The 23,086-nt window shown below is 59.8% G+C and carries 26 protein-coding genes; 22 read left to right on the top strand and 4 right to left on the bottom strand.

What is annotated here, in order from left to right; all coding sequences use genetic code 11:
• The first annotated feature begins 24 nt into the window (after positions 1-24).
• On the top strand, positions 25-783 hold the full coding sequence (locus E0E41_RS00900) for a hypothetical protein (protein ID WP_130868345.1): 759 nt from the start codon (positions 25-27) through the stop codon (positions 781-783).
• 1 nt (position 784) lies between these two features.
• On the opposite strand, the gene E0E41_RS00895 is transcribed toward E0E41_RS00900, so the two are convergent.
• The 3 genes from E0E41_RS00895 to E0E41_RS00885 are packed head-to-tail and all read right to left on the bottom strand — an operon-like array spanning position 785 to position 1,756.
• Positions 785-1,057 carry a hypothetical protein gene (locus E0E41_RS00895; protein WP_130868344.1) on the bottom strand — a complete coding sequence of 91 codons (273 nt, stop codon included), beginning with the start codon at positions 1,055-1,057 and terminating at the stop codon, positions 785-787.
• Entirely contained in the window at positions 1,050-1,442 is a 393-nt protein-coding gene (locus tag E0E41_RS00890) for a hypothetical protein (protein ID WP_130868343.1), read from the bottom strand. The genes E0E41_RS00895 and E0E41_RS00890 overlap by 8 nt, the downstream gene beginning before the upstream one ends.
• A gap of 38 nt (positions 1,443-1,480) precedes the next feature.
• A complete protein-coding gene (locus E0E41_RS00885; protein ID WP_130868342.1) occupies positions 1,481-1,756 on the bottom strand; it encodes a hypothetical protein in 276 nt (91 codons plus the stop codon).
• 73 nt (positions 1,757-1,829) lie between these two features.
• Here E0E41_RS00885 and E0E41_RS00880 point away from each other — a divergent pair, with 73 nt between their 5' ends.
• Positions 1,830-2,297 (top strand): metallophosphoesterase family protein, encoded by a 468-nt coding sequence (locus E0E41_RS00880; protein ID WP_130868341.1) that lies wholly within the window; start codon positions 1,830-1,832, stop codon positions 2,295-2,297.
• 18 nt (positions 2,298-2,315) lie between these two features.
• On the top strand, positions 2,316-3,095 hold the full coding sequence (locus E0E41_RS00875) for a type III pantothenate kinase (protein WP_130868340.1): 780 nt from the start codon (positions 2,316-2,318) through the stop codon (positions 3,093-3,095).
• 43 nt (positions 3,096-3,138) lie between these two features.
• Here the strand turns inward: E0E41_RS00875 and nth are convergent, their stop codons facing one another.
• On the bottom strand, positions 3,139-3,786 hold the full coding sequence (gene nth, locus E0E41_RS00870; protein WP_130868339.1) for an endonuclease III: 648 nt from the start codon (positions 3,784-3,786) through the stop codon (positions 3,139-3,141).
• 185 nt (positions 3,787-3,971) lie between these two features.
• Between nth and glyA the strand changes: the two genes are divergently transcribed.
• From glyA to E0E41_RS00775, 19 genes are all read left to right on the top strand, one after another.
• Complete coding sequence (glyA, locus tag E0E41_RS00865; RefSeq protein ID WP_130870729.1) at positions 3,972-5,198, top strand: serine hydroxymethyltransferase; 1,227 nt, start codon at positions 3,972-3,974, stop codon at positions 5,196-5,198.
• Positions 5,199-5,266: 68 nt separating this feature from the next.
• Positions 5,267-6,538, top strand: a complete 1,272-nt coding sequence (locus E0E41_RS00860; RefSeq protein ID WP_130868338.1) for a replication-associated recombination protein A — start codon at positions 5,267-5,269, stop codon at positions 6,536-6,538.
• A 310-nt stretch (positions 6,539-6,848) separates the two neighbouring features.
• Positions 6,849-7,679 carry a M23 family metallopeptidase gene (locus tag E0E41_RS00855; protein WP_242623643.1) on the top strand — a complete coding sequence of 277 codons (831 nt, stop codon included), beginning with the start codon at positions 6,849-6,851 and terminating at the stop codon, positions 7,677-7,679.
• A gap of 2 nt (positions 7,680-7,681) precedes the next feature.
• A complete protein-coding gene (locus E0E41_RS00850; RefSeq protein WP_130868336.1) occupies positions 7,682-8,308 on the top strand; it encodes a site-2 protease family protein in 627 nt (208 codons plus the stop codon).
• A gap of 85 nt (positions 8,309-8,393) precedes the next feature.
• On the top strand, positions 8,394-8,735 hold the full coding sequence (gene rplS / locus E0E41_RS00845) for a 50S ribosomal protein L19 (protein ID WP_130868335.1): 342 nt from the start codon (positions 8,394-8,396) through the stop codon (positions 8,733-8,735).
• Positions 8,736-8,870: 135 nt separating this feature from the next.
• A complete protein-coding gene (gene ylqF, locus E0E41_RS00840) occupies positions 8,871-9,731 on the top strand; it encodes a ribosome biogenesis GTPase YlqF (protein WP_130868334.1) in 861 nt (286 codons plus the stop codon).
• On the top strand, positions 9,728-10,345 hold the full coding sequence (locus tag E0E41_RS00835; protein ID WP_130868333.1) for a ribonuclease HII: 618 nt from the start codon (positions 9,728-9,730) through the stop codon (positions 10,343-10,345). The genes ylqF and E0E41_RS00835 overlap by 4 nt, the downstream gene beginning before the upstream one ends.
• Positions 10,342-10,713, top strand: coding sequence for a YraN family protein (locus E0E41_RS00830; protein WP_130868332.1), 372 nt, complete (start codon positions 10,342-10,344; stop codon positions 10,711-10,713). The genes E0E41_RS00835 and E0E41_RS00830 overlap by 4 nt, the downstream gene beginning before the upstream one ends.
• 18 nt (positions 10,714-10,731) lie before the next feature.
• Positions 10,732-11,667 carry a dipeptidase gene (locus E0E41_RS00825; RefSeq protein WP_242623642.1) on the top strand — a complete coding sequence of 312 codons (936 nt, stop codon included), beginning with the start codon at positions 10,732-10,734 and terminating at the stop codon, positions 11,665-11,667.
• Positions 11,655-13,142 carry a threonine synthase gene (gene thrC, locus E0E41_RS00820; RefSeq protein ID WP_130868331.1) on the top strand — a complete coding sequence of 496 codons (1,488 nt, stop codon included), beginning with the start codon at positions 11,655-11,657 and terminating at the stop codon, positions 13,140-13,142. The genes E0E41_RS00825 and thrC overlap by 13 nt, the downstream gene beginning before the upstream one ends.
• The gene (locus E0E41_RS00815) at positions 13,143-13,823 is read left to right on the top strand and encodes a metallophosphoesterase (RefSeq protein WP_130868330.1); all 681 of its coding nucleotides are present in this window, start codon (positions 13,143-13,145) and stop codon (positions 13,821-13,823) included. It abuts the gene before it with no gap.
• Positions 13,824-13,942: 119 nt separating this feature from the next.
• Positions 13,943-15,376: a trigger factor gene (tig, locus tag E0E41_RS00810; protein WP_130868329.1), complete on the top strand. Its 1,434-nt coding sequence runs from the start codon at positions 13,943-13,945 to the stop codon at positions 15,374-15,376.
• A 102-nt stretch (positions 15,377-15,478) separates the two neighbouring features.
• Positions 15,479-16,060 (top strand): ATP-dependent Clp protease proteolytic subunit, encoded by a 582-nt coding sequence (locus tag E0E41_RS00805; protein WP_130868328.1) that lies wholly within the window; start codon positions 15,479-15,481, stop codon positions 16,058-16,060.
• A 110-nt stretch (positions 16,061-16,170) separates the two neighbouring features.
• Complete coding sequence (gene clpX / locus E0E41_RS00800; protein WP_130868327.1) at positions 16,171-17,484, top strand: ATP-dependent Clp protease ATP-binding subunit ClpX; 1,314 nt, start codon at positions 16,171-16,173, stop codon at positions 17,482-17,484.
• 116 nt (positions 17,485-17,600) lie between these two features.
• Positions 17,601-20,006 carry an endopeptidase La gene (gene lon / locus E0E41_RS00795; RefSeq protein ID WP_130868326.1) on the top strand — a complete coding sequence of 802 codons (2,406 nt, stop codon included), beginning with the start codon at positions 17,601-17,603 and terminating at the stop codon, positions 20,004-20,006.
• Positions 20,007-20,050: 44 nt separating this feature from the next.
• Entirely contained in the window at positions 20,051-20,650 is a 600-nt protein-coding gene (gene yihA / locus E0E41_RS00790) for a ribosome biogenesis GTP-binding protein YihA/YsxC (protein ID WP_130868325.1), read from the top strand.
• Positions 20,647-21,414, top strand: coding sequence for a fumarylacetoacetate hydrolase family protein (locus tag E0E41_RS00785; protein ID WP_130868324.1), 768 nt, complete (start codon positions 20,647-20,649; stop codon positions 21,412-21,414). Before yihA ends, E0E41_RS00785 begins: the two co-directional genes overlap by 4 nt.
• 131 nt (positions 21,415-21,545) lie before the next feature.
• The gene (locus E0E41_RS00780) at positions 21,546-22,256 is read left to right on the top strand and encodes a site-2 protease family protein (protein WP_130868323.1); all 711 of its coding nucleotides are present in this window, start codon (positions 21,546-21,548) and stop codon (positions 22,254-22,256) included.
• A 1-nt stretch (position 22,257) separates the two neighbouring features.
• Positions 22,258-23,085 (top strand): ScpA family protein, encoded by an 828-nt coding sequence (locus E0E41_RS00775; RefSeq protein WP_368019803.1) that lies wholly within the window; start codon positions 22,258-22,260, stop codon positions 23,083-23,085.
• Position 23,086: the final 1 nt, after the last annotated feature.

Raw genomic sequence — 23,086 nt, 5'->3', positions numbered from 1 at the left:
ATCCCAGCGGAAGGAGGGTGCGGTGTGGAGCGGCGCAAACGAAATATCATCGTGGCCCTCATTGCCGTGATTATTGCGGTGGCTATCCTCTCCAGCTTTGGACTGGGTGTTTTTGCCCCCGATACGGCCAAGATCATACTGCCCATAGCTGAACCCTCTGCCTCGCCCGACGGGACGGAAAATGGGGACCTGGTCCGGGTGGAAGTGACCCCCCAGACGGTACAGAACGTCATTGCGACCCTGAAGCGGCCGGAGAGCTACGGCAGGACGGTGACCATTCAGGACATCTGGGGAGAGGAAACGGACCAGCAGGGCACCACCCAGGCCCAGGTCTGGGTGGATGGGGGCTGGACCCGGACAGATGCCACCTGGCCCGGCGGAACAGTCCGCCACTCGATCGTGGGTGACGGCCGGTTCTGGGTCTGGTACAGCGGCCAGGAGGTGCTGACCGGCCCCTCCGACGACGCCTCGGCGGACCTGGAGGGCCAGCGTATCCCCACCTATGAGACGGTGCTGGATTTGGACCCCGACGACATTGCGGCGGCGGAGTACCAGGCTCTGGACAGTCTGGGCTGTATCTATGTAGAGACTGTGCCGGACGATTCCGGCCATGTGGAGCGCTACTGGGTAGATGACGACAGCGGCCTGCTGGTCAAAGCGGAGCAGCTGAAAAACGGTCAGGTGGTCTATCGTATGACCGCCACTGCCCTGGAGCGCCCCGCGCCGTCCGACAGCTCCTTTACCCTGCCGGACGGAACGGTGCTCCATACGGTGACTCATTGAGTCAGTCCTTTCCCAGGCCCAACAGCAGAATCAGACCCAGGGCGATGACCAGCTCCAGATTGTCGTCTCCGTCCAGAAAGAGGAGCAGCAGGATCAGCAGGAGCAGGGCGTCCCCGGTGTCCAGCTCCTCCAGCTTGAGCGACTTGAGCAGCCCGGAGAGCAGTCCGGATTTTTTCTCCTCCTTTTTGGCCCGGCGGGGCGGGGGAGGGGGCGGCGGATCAGGCTCGGTAACACGGGTGTAGGTAGTGCCGTTGGGTATGTAGCGGTTATACATCGTCCGCCTCCTCTCTGCGGTCCTGGAAGAGCTGGAAGGCGGTGCGGATCACTTTGGTGAGTTTGGCGATCTTGACGGCCTGCTCCACCTTTGCCTGCCGTTCCGGTCGGAGAAAGGGCTTGAGGGCCTCCAGAAGCGCGGTTTTCTTGTCGTCATTGCCGGTATACTCTGAAAACAGACGCAGACCCAGCTGCACCAGTTTGGGGTCCAGCTGGCCCAGTGCGGCCAGAGGATCAGGGGCTTCGCCGTCTGAGGTGTCCGCCTCGGCGTGGCCGGATTCCGGTTCTTCCTGCTGACCGGAGAGCGCCTTTGCCGCTGACAGGATCTGTCCCATTGCCTGAGGATCGTTCAAAATGGCGTTCAGCTTATCCTCAAACTCTGCCATACGATCCCCCTTTCTGATGCCGAAACCGTCTGCTTCCCTTACTTGATCTTCTGATTGAGCTGCTGAATGAGCCGTGCGCCCTCCTCACTGTTCATGACCTGCCGCACCAGACCGGACAGCGCACTGGCATCCCCCTTGGCGGCGGAACTGGCGGCCTGCTTCAGATCTCCGCCTGCTGTCTGATCCAGCAGCCGGATCAGGCGCTGGGTGTCCGGCGCATCCAGAATGGTCTGCAGCAGGGCCTTGTTTTTCAGCAGACCGGCGGCCTTGGGGTCCTTCATCAGTTCATCCAGATTAGACTGAGGAATATTCATACCATCAGCTCCATCTCAATTATTTATAGTGGGTCTCAGGTCATTATATGTGTCCCGGATGAAAGGTGATCGCATGAAACTGCTGATTTTTTCCGACTCCCATGGAAATGTGGCCAATATGGAGGATATGGTGCGCCTGGAACACCCGGACCGCATCCTTCACCTGGGGGATCTGGTACATGATGCCCAGGCGCTTCAGGAGAAATTTCCGGATATCCCGGTGACCTTTGTGCCGGGCAACTGTGACGGACGCCGCCCCGACCTGCCGGAGGAGCGGGTCTTTACGCTGGAGGGCTGCAAGCTGCTGATGACTCATGGCCATACCTATCATGTGAAACTGGGGCCCGGGGCAGCTGTCCGGGCCGCCCGGGAAGCAGGTGCTCATCTGCTGTGCTTCGGCCACACCCATGAGTCATACTGTGAGTTTCAGAATGGGATGTGGGTGGTCAATCCGGGCAGCATCGGCAGCCTGGCCAAGCCGACCTATGCCGTGGCTGTTCTGGAGGACGGCGGCGCGGTATGCTATATCAGTACGACTTAAGAAGAAGGGGGAAGCATTATGCTGCTTGCCATTGATGTAGGAAATACCAATATGGTTCTGGGGATCTATGAGGGGGAAGAGCTGAAGGGCAGCTTTCGCCTGATGACCGATGCCAACCGCACCTCGGATGAGATGGGCCTGCTGATGTGTCAGTATTTTCAGCGGTTCGGCGTGGCACTGGAGCAGGTGGAGGACGTGGTTATCGGCTCGGTGGTCCCTCAGATCATGCATACCCTGTCCAACGCAGTGAAGAAATATCTGGGTAAGACGCCGCTGGTTATTGACGATGATCTGGACCCCAAACTGCCCTATGTGGAGTGTGACAGCGATGAGCGGCTGGGCCCCGACCGGGCAGTGGCGGACATTGCCGCCATGGAGAAGTACGGTGCGCCCCTCATCGTGCTGGACTTCGGTACTGCTACCACTCTGGATGCGGTAAGCAAGGACGGGATCTATCTGGGCGGCTGCATCACCGCCGGCGTGCGGGTGTCCATTGACGGCCTGTTCCAGAAGACTGCTCTGCTGCCCCGGGTGGAGCTGGTGAAGCCGGATACGGTGCTGAGCACCACTGCCGTGGGCCAGATCCAGGCCGGTTCGGTGATGGGTTATATCGGGGCCATGGAGTATCTGATCCGTCAGGCCAAACGGGAGATGGGCGGCGGCGACATCAAGGTGATCGCTACCGGCGGCCTGGCCCGGATGGTGGCGGACAATACCGATCTCATCGACGTGGTGGACCCCCAGCTGGTGCTGGACGGCCTGCGCATCATCTATCAGCGGGAAAAAGGAAAACAGTAAAAAATGGTCCGTTCCCATATGGGAACGGACCATTTTCTGCGGTTTATTCTTCCTGCGTGTTGGTAAAGTAGGAACACCAGGGGCGCAGGGTGCAGTTCTGGCAGTCCGGCTTGCGGGCCATACATACCGCCCGGCCGTGGAGCACCATCCGGTGGCAGAAATCGTTGGATTCTTCCGGCGGCAGCACCTGACGCAGCTGCTGCTCCACCTTTACTGGGTCCTTGGTGCCGTCGGTGAGGCCCAGACGGCCGGTGATACGGATGCAGTGGGTGTCAGCCACCACCACGCCGGGTTTATGATACACGTCTCCCAGGATCAGGTTGGCTGTCTTCCGGCCCACACCGGGCAGCTTCAGCAGGTCCTCCATGGTGTCGGGCACCTTGCCGTCGTATTGCTCCAGCATCATGCGGGCGGCGGCCACGATGTCACGGGCCTTGGCCCGGAAGAAGCCGGTGGAGTGGATGTAGGTCTCCACCTCGCTGACATCGGCCTCCGCCAGGGATTCCAGGGTGGGGAACCGGGCGTACAGGGCGGGGGTGACCATATTGACGCGCTCGTCGGTGCACTGGGCGGCCAGGCGGACGGCAAACAGCAATTCATAGGGTTTGGGGTAGGGCAGGGAGCAGAGACTGTCAGGGTAAAGGCGCTTCAGCTCCTGCACGATAGACCAGACTTCCTCTTGGGTTTTCATATAATCACCTCGTTAGACAATATAACACAGAATCCGATAAAATACGAGGGCGTTTTTCCGCAGGTGGCAATTGTATTTTTTCATGGGAACAGGTATAATGAACTAAATCGCTGAATCGGCCCGCTCCGGCGGAGCCGGACGCGGAGAAACGGGAAAGGTGGCGACAGAATTTGGTCAAGGATATCATGACATTTCTGACAGCGCAGGATCCGGAGGTAGGTGCCGCGGTCCAGGCGGAGTATGAACGGCAGCGCCGGAACATCGAACTTATCGCCTCGGAGAACTTCGTCAGCGAAGCGGTGCTGGCGGCGGCGGCCACGGTACTCACCAACAAATACGCCGAGGGATATCCCGGCAAGCGGTACTATGGCGGCTGCCAGTGCGTGGACGTGGTGGAGGACATCGCCCGCAAGCGGGCCTGTCAGCTCTTCGGTGCGGACCATGCCAATGTACAGCCCCACTGCGGCGCCAACGCCAACTACGCGGTATATCAGGCCCTGTGTGAGCACGGGGACACTGTGCTGGGCATGGATCTGGCCAACGGCGGTCACCTGACCCACGGCTCTCCGGTGAATTTTTCCGGCAAGAACTATCACATCGTGGCCTACGGCGTCAACGACCAGGGCTACATCGACTATGACCAGGTCCGGGATCTGGCCAAGAAGCACAGACCCAAGATGATCCTGGCCGGTGCCTCCGCCTATCCCCGGATCATCGACTTCAAGACCTTCGCGGACATTGCCCACGAGGTAGGCGCCTATCTGTTTGTGGATATGGCCCACATTGCCGGCCTTGTGGCCGCCGGGCTCCATCCCTCTCCGGTGCCCTATGCCGACGTGGTGTCCACCACCACCCACAAGACCCTGCGGGGCCCCCGGGGCGGCATGATCCTGTGCAAGGAGGAGCTGGCCAAGAAGATCGACTCCGCCATCTTCCCCGGCAGCCAGGGCGGTCCTCTGGAGCACATCATCGCCGCCAAGGCGGTGGCTCTGGGCGAGGCCATGAAGCCGGAGTTCAAGGCCTATCAGCAGCAGATCGTCAACAACGCCGCGGCCCTGGCCAAGGCGCTGATGGCAGAGGGCTTTGATCTGGTCAGCGGCGGCACCGACAACCACCTGATGCTGGTGGACCTGCGGCCCGCCCACCTCACCGGTAAGGAGATGGAGAAGCGGCTGGACGAGGTGAACATCACCGTCAACAAGAATGCCATCCCCAACGACCCGGAGAAGCCCTTTGTCACCTCCGGCATCCGGGTGGGCACCCCCGCTGCCACCACCCGCGGCTTCAAGGAGGAGGACATGGAGGTCATTGCCAAGGTCATGTGGCGCACCGCTACCGACTTCGAGGGTAAGCAGGATGACCTGCGGGCTCAGGTGGCCCAGCTCACCGCAAAATACCCCCTGTACGAATAATCGAACATGTGTTAGAATGGAGCGGAAGAAATTCCGCTCCATTCTGTTTTGATGAGGGAGGCTTTCCCATGACATACCGGCCGCTGGCTGACGAGATCCGGCCCCAGACCCTGGACGAGGTGGTAGGGCAGAAACATATTCTGGGTGAGAACGGCCTGCTCCGCCGCATCATTGAGGGGGGCAACATTCCAAACATGGTCTTTTACGGGCCCTCAGGCACCGGAAAGACCACGGTAGCCAACCTGATCGCCAAGCGCACCAACCGGCCCCTCCACCGGCTCAACGCCACCACTGCTTCCATCTCCGATATCAAGGATATCATTGGGGAGATCGGCACCATGCTGGCCCCTGACGGTGTGCTGCTCTACCTGGATGAGATCCAGTATTTCAATAAGAAGCAGCAGCAGTCCCTGTTGGAATTCATGGAGAACGGAAAGATTACCCTTATTGCCTCCACCACGGAGAACCCCTATTTCTACGTCTACAACGCCGTTCTCAGCCGGTCCACGGTATTCGAGTTCAAGCCACTGTCTGCCGCCGATGTGCTGCCTGCCGTGGAGCGGGGCATTCGGCTCATGGGGGAGCGTCTGGAGGCCCAGGTCTGCTGCGAGGACGGGGTAAAGGAGCACATTGCCTCCGCCTGCGGGGGAGATGTACGCAAAGCCATGAATGCCATTGAGCTGCTGCTCAACTCCGCCAAGCGGGAGCAAGGGAAATTACTTGTCACTCTGGACGATGCCCAGACGGTGGCCCAGCGCTCCGCCATGCGCTATGACCGGGAGGGCGACGACCACTTTGACATCGCTTCCGCCCTGATGAAGTCTCTCCGGGGTTCCGACCCGGACGCCGCCCTCCACTACCTGGCCCGGCTGCTGGAGGCAGGGGATCTGATCACCGCCATCCGGCGTCTGCTGTGCTCCGCCAGCGAGGATGTGGGTATGGCCTATCCTCAGGCCGCTCTGATCGTCAAAGCCTGCGTGGACAACGCCCTCCAGCTGGGCCTGCCGGAGGCCCGGCTGCCTTTGGCTCAGGCGGCGATCCTGCTGGCTACCGCCCCTAAATCCAACTCGGTTTACAAGGGAATCGCCGCCGCCCAGGCGGATGTGCGGGCGGGAAAGACCGGAGATTATCCCCGCCATCTGCAAAATGTCCACGCCGATTCCGCCGGTATGGAGCGGGAACAGGGCTATTTATATCCTCACGATTTCCCAAACCACTGGGTAAAGCAGCAATATCTGCCGGATATCCTGGCTGGCACTCATTATTACCGGTACGGTGACAATAAGACTGAACAGGCTGCCAGACGATACTGGGAGGAGATCAAAGGCAGACAGGAATAAGCGGTTTTGCAGGCCGGCCTCTTCTCTGAGGCCGGCCTGCTTTTTGGAATAGCCCAGGGCACGTCCGCATATAGATAGTCCGAAACGCCTTACAGAAGGGAAGGACACCGCTATGGGGACGGTCAGACGGACACAGGGGCAGGAGCGGATACGGCAAAGTAAAAGCACAGGGCGCAGGACTGCCGCAGGGCGGCGCCATGGATCAAAGACGGCTCTGGGACCTGCGGAGCGGCGCAGGCTGATCCAGCTGATAACCTGCCTGGTACTTTTCCTGGCTGTTTTCATCGGGAAGGGGATCTTTCCGGCTGGTATGGATAGGGTGCGGACGCAGCTTTTGTCCATCATCCGACAGGATACAGATTTTCAGGCGGCGTTTTCCGCGCTGGGTCAGGCAGTGTCGGAGGGAGAGCCGGTGACCGATGCGCTGGGTGTGCTGTGGGGCGGATTGCTGGGGGAGGAGCCTGCCGCCGCTGATGGGGCGGAGCAGCCGCTTTACGCGGAGCAGGCCGCCCTTCTGTGCGGGCTGCGCCAGGCGCCGGAAGGACCAGAGGGTTTATGGACGGATACAATGAAGCTGGTGGCCGGATCGGCCCAGCCGGCGGAGCCGACTGCCGCCCCGGAGCCGGAGCAAACGCCTGATCCGTTACCCGCGCCTGCCACCGAGCCGGCGGTGGAGCATATGGATTATAGCGGCCCGGCGCTGCCGGACAATACCACCATGGACAAATATAATCTAAGTGCCATTGGCATAGATGAGACAGTGACCCCTGCCCTGGGCTGGGTTTCCTCTCCCTTTGGCTGGCGGGAGCACCCGGTGGATGGGGAAGAGCGGTTCCATAACGGCGTAGATCTGGCGGTCAACAGCGGTACGTCCGTGCTGGCCTTTGCGGAGGGTACAGTGGACTATATCGGAGACAGTCCGGAATACGGCCTTTACCTCCAGATCAGCCACACGGGAGGCCTCAAGACCTTCTACTGCCATTGCAGCAAGCTGTGTGTCCAGCAGGGACAGAGTGTGGCGGCGGGGGAGAAGGTGGCCGAGTCGGGAGCTACCGGCAATGTCACCGGGCCCCATCTGCATTTTGAGATGAAGCTGAACGGCGTCCGCCTCAATCCGCTGTACTATATTGAGACCCAGTGACCGTGCTGCGTTGGAGACGGGTGGAGGTAAGCGGCGGCGCGCTGTTGCTGGGTGCGCTGCTCTATTATTTTGATGACCAGGGACTGTTCCTGCTGTCTCTGCTGGCCTGTACCGTCCATGAGCTGGGCCACTATCTGGCCATTCTGGCTCTTGGCGGGCAGGTCAAGCTGCTGCGGATTACCTGTGTGGGTGCTGAGATGCGGCTCTCCGGCCGCAGAACCATGGGGTGGGCGGGGCAGATGTTGACGGCCCTGGCCGGTCCCTTGGTGAACCTGGCGATGGGCTTTGCCGCTGTCCGACTGTGGGGAGAAGAGGGCTGGTGCTTCGCAGGCATCAATTTTGCCCTGGGGGCTTTTAATCTGCTGCCCGCCGGCTGCCTGGACGGCGGGCGAGCATTGAGCTGCCTGCTGATGCCGCTGCTGGGCCGGGAGGGGGCGGCGCGTTTCCTTGGCATCCTGGCCATTGCTTTGGCAGCCGGCCTGCTGGCCGGTACTCTGATCTTGCTGCGATCCGGCAGTCTCAACCTCACGTTGCCCCTGCTCAGTGCCTGGCTGCTGGCCGGAAGTTTTCCCGGAAAAAAGGGCTTGCATTCAAAGAATAGCTATGGTAAAATACCATGGACTCAATAAAGGGTGGTCCTCTGCGGCTGCCGCTCCAAAGGAGAGAGCGGCATTTATAGCCGGCACGAACGCCTATAAACAGGAGGAAGTAAAAATGGATCTCATGCAGGCTTTCAGCGCCAAGTATCAGAAGTCCGAGCCCCCCAAGGCTGAGGTGGGCGACACCGTCCGTGTGCACGTGCACATCAAGGAAGGCAACCGCGAGCGTATCCAGGTTTTCGAGGGCACCGTCATCGCCAAGAAGCACGGCGGCATCGAGGAGACCATCACTGTACGCCGCGTGTCCTACGGCGTAGGCGTGGAGAAGGTATTCCCCATCCATGCTCCCGCGGTGGATAAGATCGAGATCGTCCGCAAGGGCAAAGTCCGCCGGGCCAAGCTCTACTACCTGCGTGACCGCGTGGGCAAGAGCGCCAAGATCAAGGAGCGCATCTGATTCTGCCAGCGACAAAAAGGAGAGGCGATGCCTCTCCTTTTTTGTTTAAAAATTTGTGGCTTACTCTTTTCAAACCACAAGATATTGAGTATAATGAATTCCATTGAAACAGAACACCAGAAAGGAGGCGGGGATATGGATATTCAGTGGTATCCCGGCCACATGACAAAGACCCGGCGGCAGATCCAGGCGGATCTGAAGCTGGTGGATTTGGTGGCTGAGATCATTGACGCCCGCATTCCCATCTCCAGCCGCAACCCGGACATTGATGAGCTGGTGGGGGAGAAGCCCCGCCTGATCGTACTCAATCGGGCGGATCAGGCCGACCCCGCTATGAACAAAGTGTGGGGAGACTGGTTCCGCAGCCGAGGCTGGTGGGTGCTGGAGACCAACGCCAGGGACGGAAAAGGCGTCAGCCAATTTTCCGCCGCTATCCGCTCCGCCCTGAAGGATAAGATTGAGCAGTGGAAGGCAAAGGGATTGGTGGGCCGCCCCGTGCGGGCCATGGTGGTGGGCGTGCCTAACGTAGGAAAGTCCACCTTCATCAACCAGGTGGCTAAAAAGAAATCCGCCAAGGCTGGGAACAAACCCGGCGTTACCAGGGGCAAACAGTGGGTGAACGTGGATGCCGGCCTGGATCTGCTGGATACCCCCGGTATCCTGTGGCCCAAATTTGAGGACGAGACAACTGGCATGCATTTGGCCTTTACAGGCGCGGTAAAGGACGAGATCATGGATCTGGAGACCCTGGCCTGCCACCTGGCAGAGATCTTGGGCCAGCGGTATCCCCAGGCACTGACTGCCCGCTACAAGGTGGAGCCGGAGCCGGGTATGCCCGGCTGGGAACTGCTGGAGCTGTGCGGCCGGAAGCGAGGATTTCTTATCTCCGGCGGCGAAGTGGACACCGAACGCATGGCCCGGGTGCTCCTGGATGAGTACAGAAGCGGAAAGCTCGGGAACTTTACACTTGAGACACCGGAGGACTTAGCGCCATGAAAGAGCAGAAAGATCTCTGGTGTCCGGAACGGGAATGCTGGGCAAAGGGCTATGAGACGGTTTGTGGCTGTGATGAGGCGGGGGCAGGACCCCTGGCCGGCCCGGTATACGCTGCCGCCGTGATTTTGCCCCGGGAGCTGGTGATTCCCGGGCTGGATGACTCCAAGAAGCTGACCCCCAAAAAACGGGATGAACTGTACGACCAGATCATTACCCAGGCAGTGGACTGGGGTGTGGCCTGGGTGGGGCCGGAGGAGATCGACGCCACCGACATCCTCAGCGCCCGGATGAACGCCATGCAGCGGGCCATCGACAAGCTGGGGATCACGCCCGACCTGGCTCTGCTGGATGGGAACCGGGACCATGGCAAGGCCGGGGCTGTTACCACGCCCCATATCATGCTTGTAAAGGGAGATTCCCTGTCCGCCTCTATCGCCGCGGCCTCCATCCTGGCCAAGGTGAGCCGTGATCGATACATGGAGGAGGCGGCAGCCCAATATCCCCAATACGCCTTTGAGAAGCACAAGGGATATCCCACCAAGCTCCACTATGAGCTGCTGCGGCAGTATGGACCCTGTCCGATTCACCGCCGGAGCTTTCTGAAAAAGCTGTGAGCGGGGGAGAGCGGCGGCTGTTGGGCCGGTGGGGGGAGGCCCTGGCGGCGGACCGGCTGCGAAGTATGGGCTATCAGGTGATCGGAGCCGGTTACCACTGCCGGTTTGGCGAAATCGACCTGATCGCAGCAACCGACAAGTACTTATGCTTTATAGAAGTGAAGCTGCGGAAAAACGCCTCTTTCGCCCCGGGAAGGGCGGCAGTGGATTGGAGAAAGCAGGAGAAGCTGCGGACCACCGCTCAGTGTTATCTGGCGGAACACCCGGAGCAGACCCTCCAACCCCGGTTCGACGTGGCGGAGATCTACGCCCCTCAGGGTATGGAGACCAGACACCCGGAGTTTCACTATTGGGAAAATGCGTTTTAGGAAAGGCAGGCGGCGAGAGTGGATGTGTTTGACGGGCACTGTGATACCGTGCTGATGTGCCACCAGTTTGGCGGCGACTTTGCCAGAAACCGCTGCCATGTGGATCTGGAGCGGGCGGGAAAGTACCGGCGGTATGCCCAGTTCTTCGCCCTGTTCGGTCAGCCGGAGGATTTCCCGGGTATGCCTTTTCGGGAAATCTTTCAACGGGAATACGACCTGTTTCAGCGGGAGATGGCGGCCAATGCCGCAGTTATCACCCACTGCCGCACGGCGGCGGAGGCGGAGGGAGCCTTTGCCGTGGGCAAGATGGCGGCCTTCCTGTCGGTGGAGGGGGCGGAGCTGCTGGACTGCTCCACGGAGCGGTTGGAAGAGGCCCACGCCCTGGGCGTCCGGTCGGTGAACCTGACCTGGAACCATGTAAATGCCCTTTCCGGTACCAATGCGGAGGAGACCGGCCGGGGCCTGACGGAGCAGGGCCGGGCTTTTGTGCGGAAAGCGGAAAAGCTCGGCGTGTTGGTAGACGTATCCCATCTGTCCGACCCCGGTTTCTGGGATGTGGCAGAGACCCTTTCCGGTCCCTTTTGGGCCAGTCATTCCAACGCCAGAGGGGTATTTTCTCAGCCCCGGAACTTGACCGACGAGCAATTTACTGCCATAATAGACCATAACGGCGTGGCGGGCCTGAACCTCTATGCGGAGTTTCTGGGCGAGAAGCCGGATGTGGATACGGTGATCGCCCATCTGGAGCATTGGCTGGAGCTGGGCGGCGCACGCAACGTGTCCCTGGGCGGAGATCTGGACGGATGCAGCCGCCTGCCGGACGGCTTTACCGGCGTGGAGAGCTGGGCGTTGCTGTACGAACGATTATTGCAGCGCAACTATTCGGAAGCGCTGATACAAGATGTGTTTTTCAATAATCTGATGAGGGTTGTGAGCGAAGTATGTATTATGTGAGCACAAGAAATAAGGAGGACCGGCGCACAGCATCGGAGGCCATTGAGAAGGGTCTCGCCATCGACGGCGGCCTGATGACGCCGGAGGTACTGCCCAAGCTGTCCCACAACGCGCTGGACACCATGAAGGATATGTCCTATCAGCAGCGGGCAGTCTACGTGATGAATTCCTATCTGGATGACTTCACTTCTTCTGAGCTGACCTCTTTTGCGTCCAAGGCTTATGGCGGAAACAAGTTTGACGTAAAGGAAGTGGCTCCCGTCCGGCAGGTGGACGGCAATACCTATTGTTTGGAGCTGTGGCACGGCCCCACCTGTGCCTTTAAGGATATGGCTCTGCAGATGCTGCCCCATCTGCTTACCGCCTCCCTGAAGAAGAATCAGGAAAACAAGACGGTATGCATTCTGGTGGCTACCTCCGGTGACACCGGCAAGGCTGCCCTGGAGGGCTTCCGGGACGTGGATAAGACCCGGATCCTGGTGTTCTATCCCAAGGATGGCGTCTCCGCCATTCAGGAGCTCCAGATGAACACCCAGGAGGGTGAAAATGTGGGCGTGTGCTCGGTGGTGGGCAATTTTGACGATGCCCAGACCGGGGTCAAGAAGCTGTTTTCCGACGAAAAGCTGCGGGAGCAGTTGGCGGAGCGGGGCTTCTTCCTGTCCTCCGCCAACTCCATCAACTGGGGCCGGGTGCTGCCCCAGATCGTCTACTACATCTCCGCCTACTGCGACCTGATGCGGGACGAGAAGATCCAGAAGGGCGATCCCATCAACGTCTGTGTCCCTACCGGCAATTTTGGCAATATCCTGGCAGCCTACTATGCCCGGGAGATGGGCGTGCCCATCAAGCGGCTGATCTGCGCGTCCAACTCCAATAACGTGCTGACCGACTTCCTGAAGAGCGGAATCTACGACCGCAACCGTACCTTCTATAATACCATGTCTCCCTCCATGGACATTTTGATCTCCTCCAACCTGGAGCGGCTGCTCTTTGCCCTGTCCGACCATGACGACGCTCAGGTGCGGGAGTACATGGCCGAGCTGGGCCAGACCGGCCGGTATGAGGTGGACAAGACCATTAAGGAAAAACTGGGCAAGCTGTTTTCTGCCGGCTACTGCGACGACGCCGAGACCCAGAAGGTGATTGGCGCCATGTGGAAGGAGCACCACTATCTGATCGATCCCCACACTGCCGTGGCCTTTGACGTGCTGGATCAGTACCGGAAGGAGAGCGGAGATGATACCCCTGCCATCGTGGTATCCACTGCCAGCCCCTTCAAGTTCTGTGACAATGTGCTGGGCTCCCTGGGCGTCACCCAGCTGGCAGAGGGCACCGATGTGCTGGACCAGCTCTCTGAGCTCACCGGCATCCCCGCCCCCGCGCCTCTGGCGGCGCTGAAGGACAAGTCCGTGCGCTTTACCGGAAGCGTCACAAAGGACCACATGGTGGACCAGGTGCTGGAGATGCTGCGCTGAATGGCACTGTATGCAATCGGAGATACCCATCTCTCCCTCGGCTCCAACAAGCCGATGGATGTGTTCGGCGGCGGCTGGGAGGGGTACGTGGACAAGCTGCGCGCTGGATTCGAGCAGGTGGGGCCGGAGGATACGGTGGTACTGTGCGGCGATCTGTCCTGGGGCATGAGCCTGGAGGAGGCGGAGGCCGACTTCGCTTTTCTGAATGCCCTGCCCGGCGGGCGGAAGCTGCTGCTCAAGGGCAACCACGACTATTGGTGGAACACGGCGTCCAAGATGAACCGCTTTTTTGCTGAGCACGGGCTGAACACCCTCCACATCCTGCATAACAACTGCTACGAGTACGGTGAATATGCACTGTGCGGAACCCGTGGCTGGTTTTATGAGGAAAAAGGGGATCAGAAGGTGTTCAAGCGGGAGCTGATCCGACTGGAGGCATCCCTGAAAGCGGCAGGAGAAAAAAAGAAGCTGTGTTTTCTCCACTATCCGCCCCTCTATCAGGGATACCGCTGTCCGGAGATCATCGCCCTGTTGGAAGCGTACGGTGTGGAGCGCTGCTACTACGGTCACCTCCATGGCGGCAGCCACCGGCTGGCGGTGGAAGGGCTCCAGGGAACCGTGGAATATTACCTGGTGTCAGCGGACTACACCGGGTTTCAACCGCAAAAAATCTGTGAATAATTTAAAAAAAGTGTGGAAATTTTCAGCCATATCTGATACTATATAGCGGATAACGCGAAAGATGGCCTTTGCTGTCTCAATTTTATGGCGGCTGAGGCTGACAGGAGGAAGTAAACAACATGAATGTCAAGAGCGTCGAAAAACAGGAGAAGAGCACCGTCGAGCTGGTCATCGAGATCGGCGCGGAGGAATTTGAGGCCGCTGTTCAGAAGGTCTATCTGAAGCAGCGCGGCAAGATCATGGTCCCCGGCTTCCGTAAGGGCAAGGCCCCCCGGAAGGTCATCGAGGGTATGTACGGCTCCGGTGTGTTCTATGAAGACGCCATCAATGAGGTTTATCCCGAGGCCTATGCTCAGGCCGTGGAGCAGGAGAAGCTGGACGCCGTGGCCTGGCCCAAGGTGGAGGTCGTCAACGTGGGCAAGGAGGGCCTGACCTTCAAGGCCGTTGTCACAGTCCGCCCCGAGGTGAAGCTGGGCGAGTACAAGGGCCTGACCGCTGAGAAGCCCGAGGTCACCGTCACCGACGAGGACATCGAGAACGAGCTGAAGCCCTACATCAACCGCGCCACCCGTATGGTCACCGTGGAGCGTGAGGCTCAGAACGGCGACACCGTGGTCATCGACTTCGAGGGCTTCCTGGACGGCAAGCCCTTTGACGGCGGCAAGGGCGAGGGCCACAGCCTGGAACTGGGCTCCAACTCCTTTGTGCCCGGCTTCGAGGAGCAGCTGATTGGCACCAAGGCCGGCGACGAGAAGGATCTGGACATCACCTTCCCCGAGGACTATCACGCCGACCTGGCCGGCAAGGCTGTCGTGTTCAAGGTAAAGGTCCACGAGGTGAAGGAGAAGCAGCTGCCCACCGTGGACGACGAGTTTGCCAAGGATGTATCCGAGTTCGACACTCTGGCCGACTTCAAGAAGGACCTGGCCGACAAGCTGACCGAGCGCCGTGAGCACCAGGCCCAGCACGACTTCGAGGCCGCTGTGCTGGAGCAGGTCATGAGCAACATGGAAGTCGAGATCCCCGACGCTATGGTGGAGTTTGAGGCTGACAATCTGGTCAACGACATGGCTCAGCGCATCCAGGCTCAGGGCATTCCTTTCGATCAGTACCTGGCCATGACCGGTATGAACATGGACATGATGCGGGAGCAGGCCAAGGCCGCCGCTCTGGAGCGGGTGCGCCGCGATCTGGCCCTGAACGCCGTGGTGGCCGCCGAGAACATCCAGATCTCCGACGAGGAGCTGGAGGAGGAGTACAAGCGCCTGGCCGACCAGTACCACATGGAGCTGGACAAGGTGAAGGAGGCTGTGGCCGCTGACGACATCCGCAAGGAGCTGTCCATGAAGAAGGCCGAGCAGCTGATTTATGATTCCGCCAAGGTAGGCAAGGCCCCCACCAAGAAGAAGACCACCAAGAAGAAGGCGGAGGACGCCGAGGGCGAGGCTGCCGAGGGTGAAGAGAAGCCCAAGAAGCGCCGCACCACCAAGAAGAAGGCGGAGGAGACCGCCGAGGGCGAGGAGAAGTCCGCCGAGGAAAAGACTGAGGAATAAGGTGCCGGTAAGCGGGCATACTCTTGTGTGTGACTGCCCGCCATCGGGGGATGGCCGGGCGTTGAAAACGCCCTGACATCAAAATAAAGGAGAACCTGAACCATGAGCTTAGTTCCTTATGTTGTAGAGCAGACCAACCGGGGCGAGCGTTCCTACGATATTTTCTCCCGGCTGCTCAACGACCGTATCATTTTCCTGGGAGAGGAAGTCAACGCTACCACTGCCAGTCTGGTGGTTGCCCAGCTGCTGTATCTGGAAGCCCAGGATCCCGACAAGGACATCCAGTTCTATATCAACAGCCCCGGCGGCTCCGTTACCGACGGTATGGCCATCTATGACACCATGCAGTACATCAAGTGCGATGTGTCTACCATCTGCATCGGCATGGCGGCCAGTATGGGCGCCTTCCTGCTGTCCTCCGGCGCCAAGGGCAAGCGCCTGGCGCTGCCCAACGCCGAAATCATGATCCACCAGCCCTCCGCCGGCACGCAGGGGCAGATCACCGATATGGCGATCCACCTGAAGCGGTTGGAGATCATCAAGAAGCGGATGAATCAGATCCTTGCGGACAACACCGGCAAGAACGTGGAGGAGGTCACCGCCGCCTGTGAGCGGGACAACTTCATGTCCGCCGATGAGGCCAAGGAGTTCGGCCTGATTGACAAGGTGATCTATTCGCGGTAAAATCCAACAGGGGGGAGCGGGGAGGACGCCCTGCTCCCTCCGTGTCGTATACGGACGTCCGCGTCTCAGCGGCGCGGACCACTGAATTTTCTAGCATTGAGGTATGAAACATGCCGAAAAATGATGAACGGAAAAGCGTAAGATGCTCCTTCTGCGGCAAGCACCAGGAGCAGGTGGCCCGGATCATTGCCGGACCCGGCGCCTATATCTGCAATGAGTGCGTGCATCTGTGCATGAGCATTCTGGACGACAACTATGATCCGGAGGAGCCCATCAGCCCCGACATTCCGGATGTGATCCCCACGCCCCGGGAGATTCGTGACGTGCTGGATCAGTATATCATCGGCCAGGAGGACGCCAAGGTAGCGCTGTCGGTGGCAGTGTACAACCACTATAAGCGGATCTACTTCGGCGGCGGGGAGGATGTGGAGCTCCAGAAGAGCAACATCCTGCTCATGGGTCCCACCGGCTGCGGCAAGACCCTGTTTGCCCAGACCCTGGCCCGTATCCTGAAGGTGCCCTTTGCCATTGCCGACGCCACCACCCTGACTGAGGCCGGCTACGTAGGCGACGACGTGGAGAACATCCTGCTGCGTCTGGTGCAGGCTGCCGACTACGACATCGAGCTGGCGGAGCGGGGCATCATCTACGTGGATGAGATCGACAAGATCGCCCGCAAGAGTGAGAACACCTCCATCACCCGGGATGTGTCCGGCGAGGGTGTGCAGCAGGCTCTGCTGAAGATCCTGGAGGGCACCGTGGCCAATGTGCCTCCTCAGGGCGGCCGGAAGCACCCCCACCAGGAGTTTATTCAGATCGACACCAAGAATATCCTGTTTATCTGCGGCGGCGCATTCGACGGGATGGAGAAGATCATCGAGCAGCGCCTGGACAAGAAGACCATCGGCTTCGGCGCCGACATCAAGGGTAAAAAAGAAAAGGATACCGCCATTTTCAAGGAGATCCAGCCCCACGACCTGCTGAAGTTCGGTATTATTCCCGAGCTGGTGGGCCGTCTGCCGGTGATCACTACCCTGAATGCTCTGGACAAGGAGCAGCTGGTGCGCATCCTCACCGAGCCCAAGAATGCTCTGGTGAAGCAGTATCAGAAGCTGCTGGAGTATGATATGGTGGACCTGGAGTTTGAGCCTGAGGCTCTGGAGGCGGTGGCCGACAAGGCCATTGAGCGGGGCATCGGCGCCCGCGGTCTGCGGGCCGTGCTGGAGGAGGTCATGACCAAGATCATGTACGACGTGCCCTCCGACCCCACCATTTCGAAAGTGACCATCACGGCGGAGAGCGTCCGGGACCACCAGCCTCCTGCCATCGAATATGATCCAGAGCGCACGCAGAGGCCCCGCCTGGGCGGCGCCTCCCTGCGGGCGGAAAAGGGCGGCTCCGCTCCCAAAGGGAACGTATCCTAAAAGATCAAAGCCTGAACGCGGAGTACAGAAGTCAGGAATTCGGAGCAACGGGTCTTGCTGAGTAAGCCGCAGCTTCCGGTTCCTGGCTTCTGTCTTTGTATGAGGGAGGTACCCATATGCAAGCAAATACGACTGTCACCATGCCGGCTCTTGCCCTGCGTGGCCTGACGATCTTTCCCAATATGCTGCTTCACTTTGACGTGGGGCGCGAGAGCTCCATCAAGGCCCTGGACGAGGCCATGACCAGCGGGCAGACCATTTTCCTGGTGGCCCAGCGGGACCTGGCCGTAGAAAACCCCCAGGAGGGAGACCTCTATACCATCGGCACCATCAGCAACGTGCGCCAGATTCTCCGCCTGCCCGGCGACAATGTCCGGGTCATGGTGGAGGGTATCAGCCGTGGCCGGCTGTGCCAGGTGGTGGAATCCACGCCCTATCTGATGGCTGAGGTGGAGCAGATCCCGGCGGAGCAGCCTGTAAAGCGCTCTGCCCGTACAGAGGCGCTGATCCGCCAGACCTACGAGCTATTTGAAAATTACATTGAGCTGGCGCCCAAAATGACGCCGGATATTCTGCTCTCGGTGCTCTCCAGCGAGGATCCGGGATATATCGCCGACTACATTGCCCAGAATCTGCCCATGCGGACCGGGGACAAGCAGGTGATCCTGGAGGAGCTGCGGCCGGTGCGCCGCCTGGAGAAGCTGAGCCAGAGCCTCCGCCGGGAGGTGGAGATCCTGGAGATGGAGCAGGAGATGCAGAACAAGGTGCGGGATCAGCTGACCCGCAACCAGCGTGACTACGTCCTGCGGGAGCAGCTCAAGGTCATCCAGCAGGAGCTGGGCGAGGACCAGCAGGGAGGAGACCAGGAATTCAACGACTACCGCCGGCAGATCGCTAAAGCCAAATTGCCCGACGAAGTACGGGAAAAGCTGAAGAAGGAACTGCACCGCCTGGAGAAGCAGCCCTTCGGTTCAGCGGAGGCCACCGTGATCCGCAACTATCTGGACACGGTGCTGGAGCTGCCGTGGGGCAAGAAGACCAAGGAACGGGTGAATGTGGAGGCGGCCCGCAAGATCTTGGATGCCGACCACTACGGCCTGGACAAGGTAAAGGAGCGCATCTTGGAATTTCTGGCCGTCAAGCAGCTGGCACCCCAGCTGAAGGGACAGATCCTCTGTCTGGTAGGTCCTCCCGGCGTGGGCAAGACCTCCATTGCCACCAGTGTGGCGAAGGCCATTCACCGGAACATGGCCCGCATCTCCCTGGGCGGCGTTCATGATGAGGCGGAGATCCGCGGCCACCGCAAGACCTATGTGGGGGCCATGCCGGGCCGGGTGATCGCGGCCATTCAGCAGGCCGGCAGCTGCAACCCGCTGCTGCTGCTGGATGAGATTGACAAGCTGGGCAACGACCAGCGGGGCGATCCCGCCTCTGCGCTGCTGGAGGTGCTGGACGGGGAGCAGAACAGCACCTTCCGGGACCATTTTCTGGAGGTGCCCTTTGACCTGTCCGACGTGCTCTTTATCACCACCGCCAACACCCTGGATACCATCCCCAGACCCCTGCTGGATCGGATGGAGGTCATCGAATTGACCAGCTACACCGATGAGGAAAAGCTGCAGATCGCCAAGCGGCACCTGCTGCCCAAGGAGCTGAAGCGACACGGGCTGACCAGGGCGCAGCTCAAACTCACCGATGACGCCATCCGGGCCCTGATCCGGGGCTATACCCGGGAATCCGGCGTGCGTATCCTGGAGCGGGAGTTGGGCGCTCTGTGCCGAAAAGCCGCAATGCGTGTAGTATCAGACGGTGTAAAGAGTGTTCACATTACAGAAGAGAACCTGGAGACCTACCTGGGGATCCCGCGCTATCAGCCCGACCGGCTGCCCCAGACGGAGCAGGTGGGCGTGGTCAACGGCCTGGCCTGGACCAGTGTGGGGGGCGAGATCCTGGAGGTAGAGGTGGCTGTGGTGCCCGGCAGCGGGAAGATCGAGCTTACCGGCAACCTGGGTGATGTGATGAAGGAATCCGCCCACGCTGCCCTGACCTATATCCGCAGTCGGGCCGCTCAACTGGGGATCGAAGCCGACTTCTACAAGACCAAGGATATCCATATCCACTTCCCGGAGGGGGCCGTGCCCAAGGACGGCCCGTCGGCCGGCATTGCTATCACCACGGCCATGGTGTCCGCCTTGACCGGCGCCCCGGTCCGTAAGAACCTGGCAATGACAGGCGAAGTCACCTTGCGGGGACGGGTGCTTCCCATCGGCGGTCTGAAAGAGAAGACCATGGCCGCCTACCGGAACGGGATCACCACCGTAATCCTGCCGGCAGACAATGAAAAGGATCTGGAAGAGATCGACCAGACCGTTCGGGCAGGGCTGCGTTTCGTCACTGCGGAACAGGTGGACACGGTACTGGCCGAGGCCCTCTCCCTGAATCTGGCCTGCAGTGACAATGAGCAGCGCCAGGTAGTGGTATCCCCGGCGGGCCGGAACGAGCGTCCCAGCCTGAAACAGTGAGATACATATGGCTGTAAAGTGAGAAACAATTACAGGAGGTCACTATGCCGGTTAATCTGCAAAAAGCGGAGTTTGTCCGCTCCGCGGCCAAGGCGGGAGACTTTCCCCGAGACCGTCTGCCCCAGGTGGCCTTCGCAGGCCGCTCAAACGTGGGTAAATCCTCGGTTATCAACCGTTTGCTGAACCGAAAAAACTTTGCCCGGGTGGGCGCCGCCCCGGGCAAAACCACGCATATTAACTACTTTCTCATCGATGGGGCCTTTTATCTGGTGGATTTGCCGGGTTACGGCTACGCCAAAGTGTCCCTGGCTGAAAAGCAGCGCTGGGGGAGGCTGATGGAAGAGTGGTTTGCGGATCCGGCGTTGATGACCCTGGGGCTGATGATCGTGGATGCCCGTCATAAGCCTACGGCTGACGACTGCACCATGGCGCAGTGGTTCAAGAACAGCGGGAAACCCTTCGCGGTGGTGGCCAATAAGCTGGACAAGCTGCGCAAAAGCGACATTGCACCCAATTTGGCCCGGATCCGGGAGACCTTGGAACTGGATGATACCGTAAAGGTAATTCCCTTTTCGGCCGAGAAGGGAGACGGAAAGCAGGAACTGCTCAATCTGATTTTGGACCATGCGGAGGGGATCAAATGAGATACGTAAAATTGCTACGAAACGACCGGGAAGTATGGGGTGTGCTCCAGGAGAACGAGGTGCGCACCCTGACCAAGCCTCCCTTTGAGGAGCTGTGCTACGACGGGGAGAGCCTGCCGCTGTCCGCGTGCAAACTGGTGGCCCCTTGTGAGGCCACCAAGATCGTGTGCATCGGAAAGAACTACTATGACCATATCCAGGAGATGCGGTCCATGCTGGACGCCTCCCACAACCCGGAGCGGCCCACGCTTTTCCTGAAGGCACCCAACGCCCTGAACGTCCCGGAGGGGCAGGTCCACGCGCCCTCCTTTGTGGGGCGGCTGGACTATGAGGGAGAGTTGGGTGTCGTCATGAAGCGGCGGGCCAAGGATGTATCTGAGGAGGACGCTCTGGACTATGTGCTGGGCTATACCTGTCTGAACGATGTGACCGCCCGGGATATCCAGAAAGGGGACGGACAGTGGGCCCGGGGCAAGAACATGGATGGCTTTGCCCCCATGGGTCCCCTGGTTACCGACGAGGTAGATCCCGCCCATTTGGAGATCACCACCCGGCTGAACGGCGCCGTGGTGCAGCACAGCAACACCGAATTGCTTATCACCAGTGTCCGCAAGACCATTGCCTTCATCACCGCCTCCATGACCCTGGAGCCCGGTGACGTAATCGCCACCGGTACCCCGGCAGGGGTTGGCCCCATGGTCCCCGGCGACGTGGTGGAGGTAGAGATCGGCGGCATCGGGATCCTGCGGAACCACATTGTATGAACGCCTGACAACAGGAGGCGGCTATCTTCCGATAGCCGCCCCTTTTCATTGCCGCCCTTGTGTTTTCCGGTGGGGTTTGCTATAATAAAATCTAATTCAGATACCCTGAAGACCGATGGAGGAATCACGATTTGGCATCATTTGCAGATTTCGCGCAGCGCATGGACTGGTGGGGCCTGGTCACGCTGCTGATCAGCGCTATTGCCGCCCTGCTGTGTATCACGCTCCACGAGCTGTCTCATGGATTTGTGGCATGGCGGCTGGGCGATCCTACGGCCAAGCAGGCGGGGCGCCTAACCCTGAATCCCATCAAGCACCTGGACCCGGTGGGCCTGATCATGATGCTCATTGCCAAGGTGGGCTGGGCCAAGCCGGTACCGGTGGATATGCGCTACTTCAAGCACCCAAAACAGGGTATGGCCCTGACCGCTCTGGCCGGTCCGGCGGCCAACTTTCTCACCGCCATGGCCGCCGTGGCGCTGGCCTCCCTCATCTGGCATGTTGGGCGGGTGAGTCATGCCACTCTGTTGGCACTGTGCTTTCTGTCCAATATCGCCCTGCTGGGGGTAGGTATGGGTCTATTCAACCTGATCCCGGTGTCCCCCCTGGACGGCTCCAAGATCCTGTTCGCCCTGCTGCCCAGCCAGATCTACAATAAGATCCTGCGCTATGAACGGTATATCGGCATCGCGCTGTTCATCCTGGTGCTGCTAGGGGTATTCAGCAAGCCGCTGAGTTTTCTGATGATCCATGTCCTGCAGGGTATGTGCGCGTTGACGGGAATGCCGGCGGATGTACTGTGGATCTGTCAGGATGTGTCGTCCATCCTGAATCTGTTTTGAGGTGAGTACCATCGAAGCGCCTATTTACCATCTGGAAAAAGTGGTCAAGACCCGGGAGGACATGGAGGACTTCAACGGCCCGCTGGACCTGATCCTCCACCTGCTGGCAAAAAATAAAATGGAGATCAAGGACATTCAGATCTCTCTGATCCTGGAGCAGTACCTGGCCTGGATGGACCAGCGCAAGCGGCTGGATATGGAGGTGGCCAGCGAATTTGTCACCATGGCCGCCCAGCTGGTTTTTATCAAAACAAGAATGCTGCTGTCCATCCACGATGAAGAGGCGCTGTCCGAGCTGGAACAGCTGATGGCTTCCTTGGAAGAGCACCAGCGGCACGAGAATTTTGCCCGTATCAAGGCGGTGGTGCCGGAACTGTCTGACCGCTATGCGGTGGGCCGGGATTATATGACCAAGACCCCAGAGGTGCTGCCGGTGAGCAAGACCTACCGGTACGTCCATCAGCCCGCCGATCTGCTGCGGGCCATGCAGAGCGTGCTGGCCCGGGCGGATCACCGTCTGCCGCCTCCTATGGCCGCCTTCGAGGGCATCGTGGGGCGTGAGCCCTACCCGGTGGCAGACAAGGCGGACGAGATCCTGGACCGGCTGACCCGGTTCGGCGTGACCCGGTTCCGGGCCCTGTTCAAGGGCAACCGGAGCCGCTCGGAGATCGTGGCCACCTTTATCGCGGTGCTGGAGCTGTGCAAGGCCAGGCGCCTGCGTCTGGCGGGTACCGAGAGCGACTGTACGGTGACCTGCACCGACGGGTCCGAAGGGCAGGAGAACATGGAATTCTCTACCGATGCATATGAACCGGCGGATGGGGGATAAT

The sequence above is a fragment of the Intestinimonas massiliensis (ex Afouda et al. 2020) genome (genome assembly GCF_900626285.1).
GTDB lineage: Bacteria > Bacillota > Clostridia > Oscillospirales > Oscillospiraceae > Flavonifractor > Flavonifractor massiliensis_A.
This window is presented reverse-complemented; position numbering and strand designations above follow the sequence as displayed.

What these genes read in the sequence shown, in the direction of transcription:
- E0E41_RS00895 (WP_130868344.1), bottom strand. Translation starts at nt 1,057, where the DNA reads ATGTATAACCGCTACATACCCAACGGCACTACCTACACCCGTGTTACC.
- E0E41_RS00890 (WP_130868343.1), bottom strand. Translation starts at nt 1,442, where the DNA reads ATGGCAGAGTTTGAGGATAAGCTGAACGCCATTTTGAACGATCCTCAG.
- E0E41_RS00885 (WP_130868342.1), bottom strand. Translation starts at nt 1,756, where the DNA reads ATGAATATTCCTCAGTCTAATCTGGATGAACTGATGAAGGACCCCAAG.
- E0E41_RS00880 (WP_130868341.1), top strand. Translation starts at nt 1,830, where the DNA reads ATGAAACTGCTGATTTTTTCCGACTCCCATGGAAATGTGGCCAATATG.
- E0E41_RS00875 (WP_130868340.1), top strand. Translation starts at nt 2,316, where the DNA reads ATGCTGCTTGCCATTGATGTAGGAAATACCAATATGGTTCTGGGGATC.
- nth (WP_130868339.1), bottom strand. Translation starts at nt 3,786, where the DNA reads ATGAAAACCCAAGAGGAAGTCTGGTCTATCGTGCAGGAGCTGAAGCGC.
- glyA (WP_130870729.1), top strand. Translation starts at nt 3,972, where the DNA reads ATGACATTTCTGACAGCGCAGGATCCGGAGGTAGGTGCCGCGGTCCAG.
- E0E41_RS00860 (WP_130868338.1), top strand. Translation starts at nt 5,267, where the DNA reads ATGACATACCGGCCGCTGGCTGACGAGATCCGGCCCCAGACCCTGGAC.
- E0E41_RS00855 (WP_242623643.1), top strand. Translation starts at nt 6,849, where the DNA reads ATGGATAGGGTGCGGACGCAGCTTTTGTCCATCATCCGACAGGATACA.
- rplS (WP_130868335.1), top strand. Translation starts at nt 8,394, where the DNA reads ATGGATCTCATGCAGGCTTTCAGCGCCAAGTATCAGAAGTCCGAGCCC.
- ylqF (WP_130868334.1), top strand. Translation starts at nt 8,871, where the DNA reads ATGGATATTCAGTGGTATCCCGGCCACATGACAAAGACCCGGCGGCAG.
- E0E41_RS00835 (WP_130868333.1), top strand. Translation starts at nt 9,728, where the DNA reads ATGAAAGAGCAGAAAGATCTCTGGTGTCCGGAACGGGAATGCTGGGCA.
- thrC (WP_130868331.1), top strand. Translation starts at nt 11,655, where the DNA reads ATGTATTATGTGAGCACAAGAAATAAGGAGGACCGGCGCACAGCATCG.
- E0E41_RS00815 (WP_130868330.1), top strand. Translation starts at nt 13,143, where the DNA reads ATGGCACTGTATGCAATCGGAGATACCCATCTCTCCCTCGGCTCCAAC.
- tig (WP_130868329.1), top strand. Translation starts at nt 13,943, where the DNA reads ATGAATGTCAAGAGCGTCGAAAAACAGGAGAAGAGCACCGTCGAGCTG.
- E0E41_RS00805 (WP_130868328.1), top strand. Translation starts at nt 15,479, where the DNA reads ATGAGCTTAGTTCCTTATGTTGTAGAGCAGACCAACCGGGGCGAGCGT.
- clpX (WP_130868327.1), top strand. Translation starts at nt 16,171, where the DNA reads ATGCCGAAAAATGATGAACGGAAAAGCGTAAGATGCTCCTTCTGCGGC.
- lon (WP_130868326.1), top strand. Translation starts at nt 17,601, where the DNA reads ATGCAAGCAAATACGACTGTCACCATGCCGGCTCTTGCCCTGCGTGGC.
- yihA (WP_130868325.1), top strand. Translation starts at nt 20,051, where the DNA reads ATGCCGGTTAATCTGCAAAAAGCGGAGTTTGTCCGCTCCGCGGCCAAG.
- E0E41_RS00785 (WP_130868324.1), top strand. Translation starts at nt 20,647, where the DNA reads ATGAGATACGTAAAATTGCTACGAAACGACCGGGAAGTATGGGGTGTG.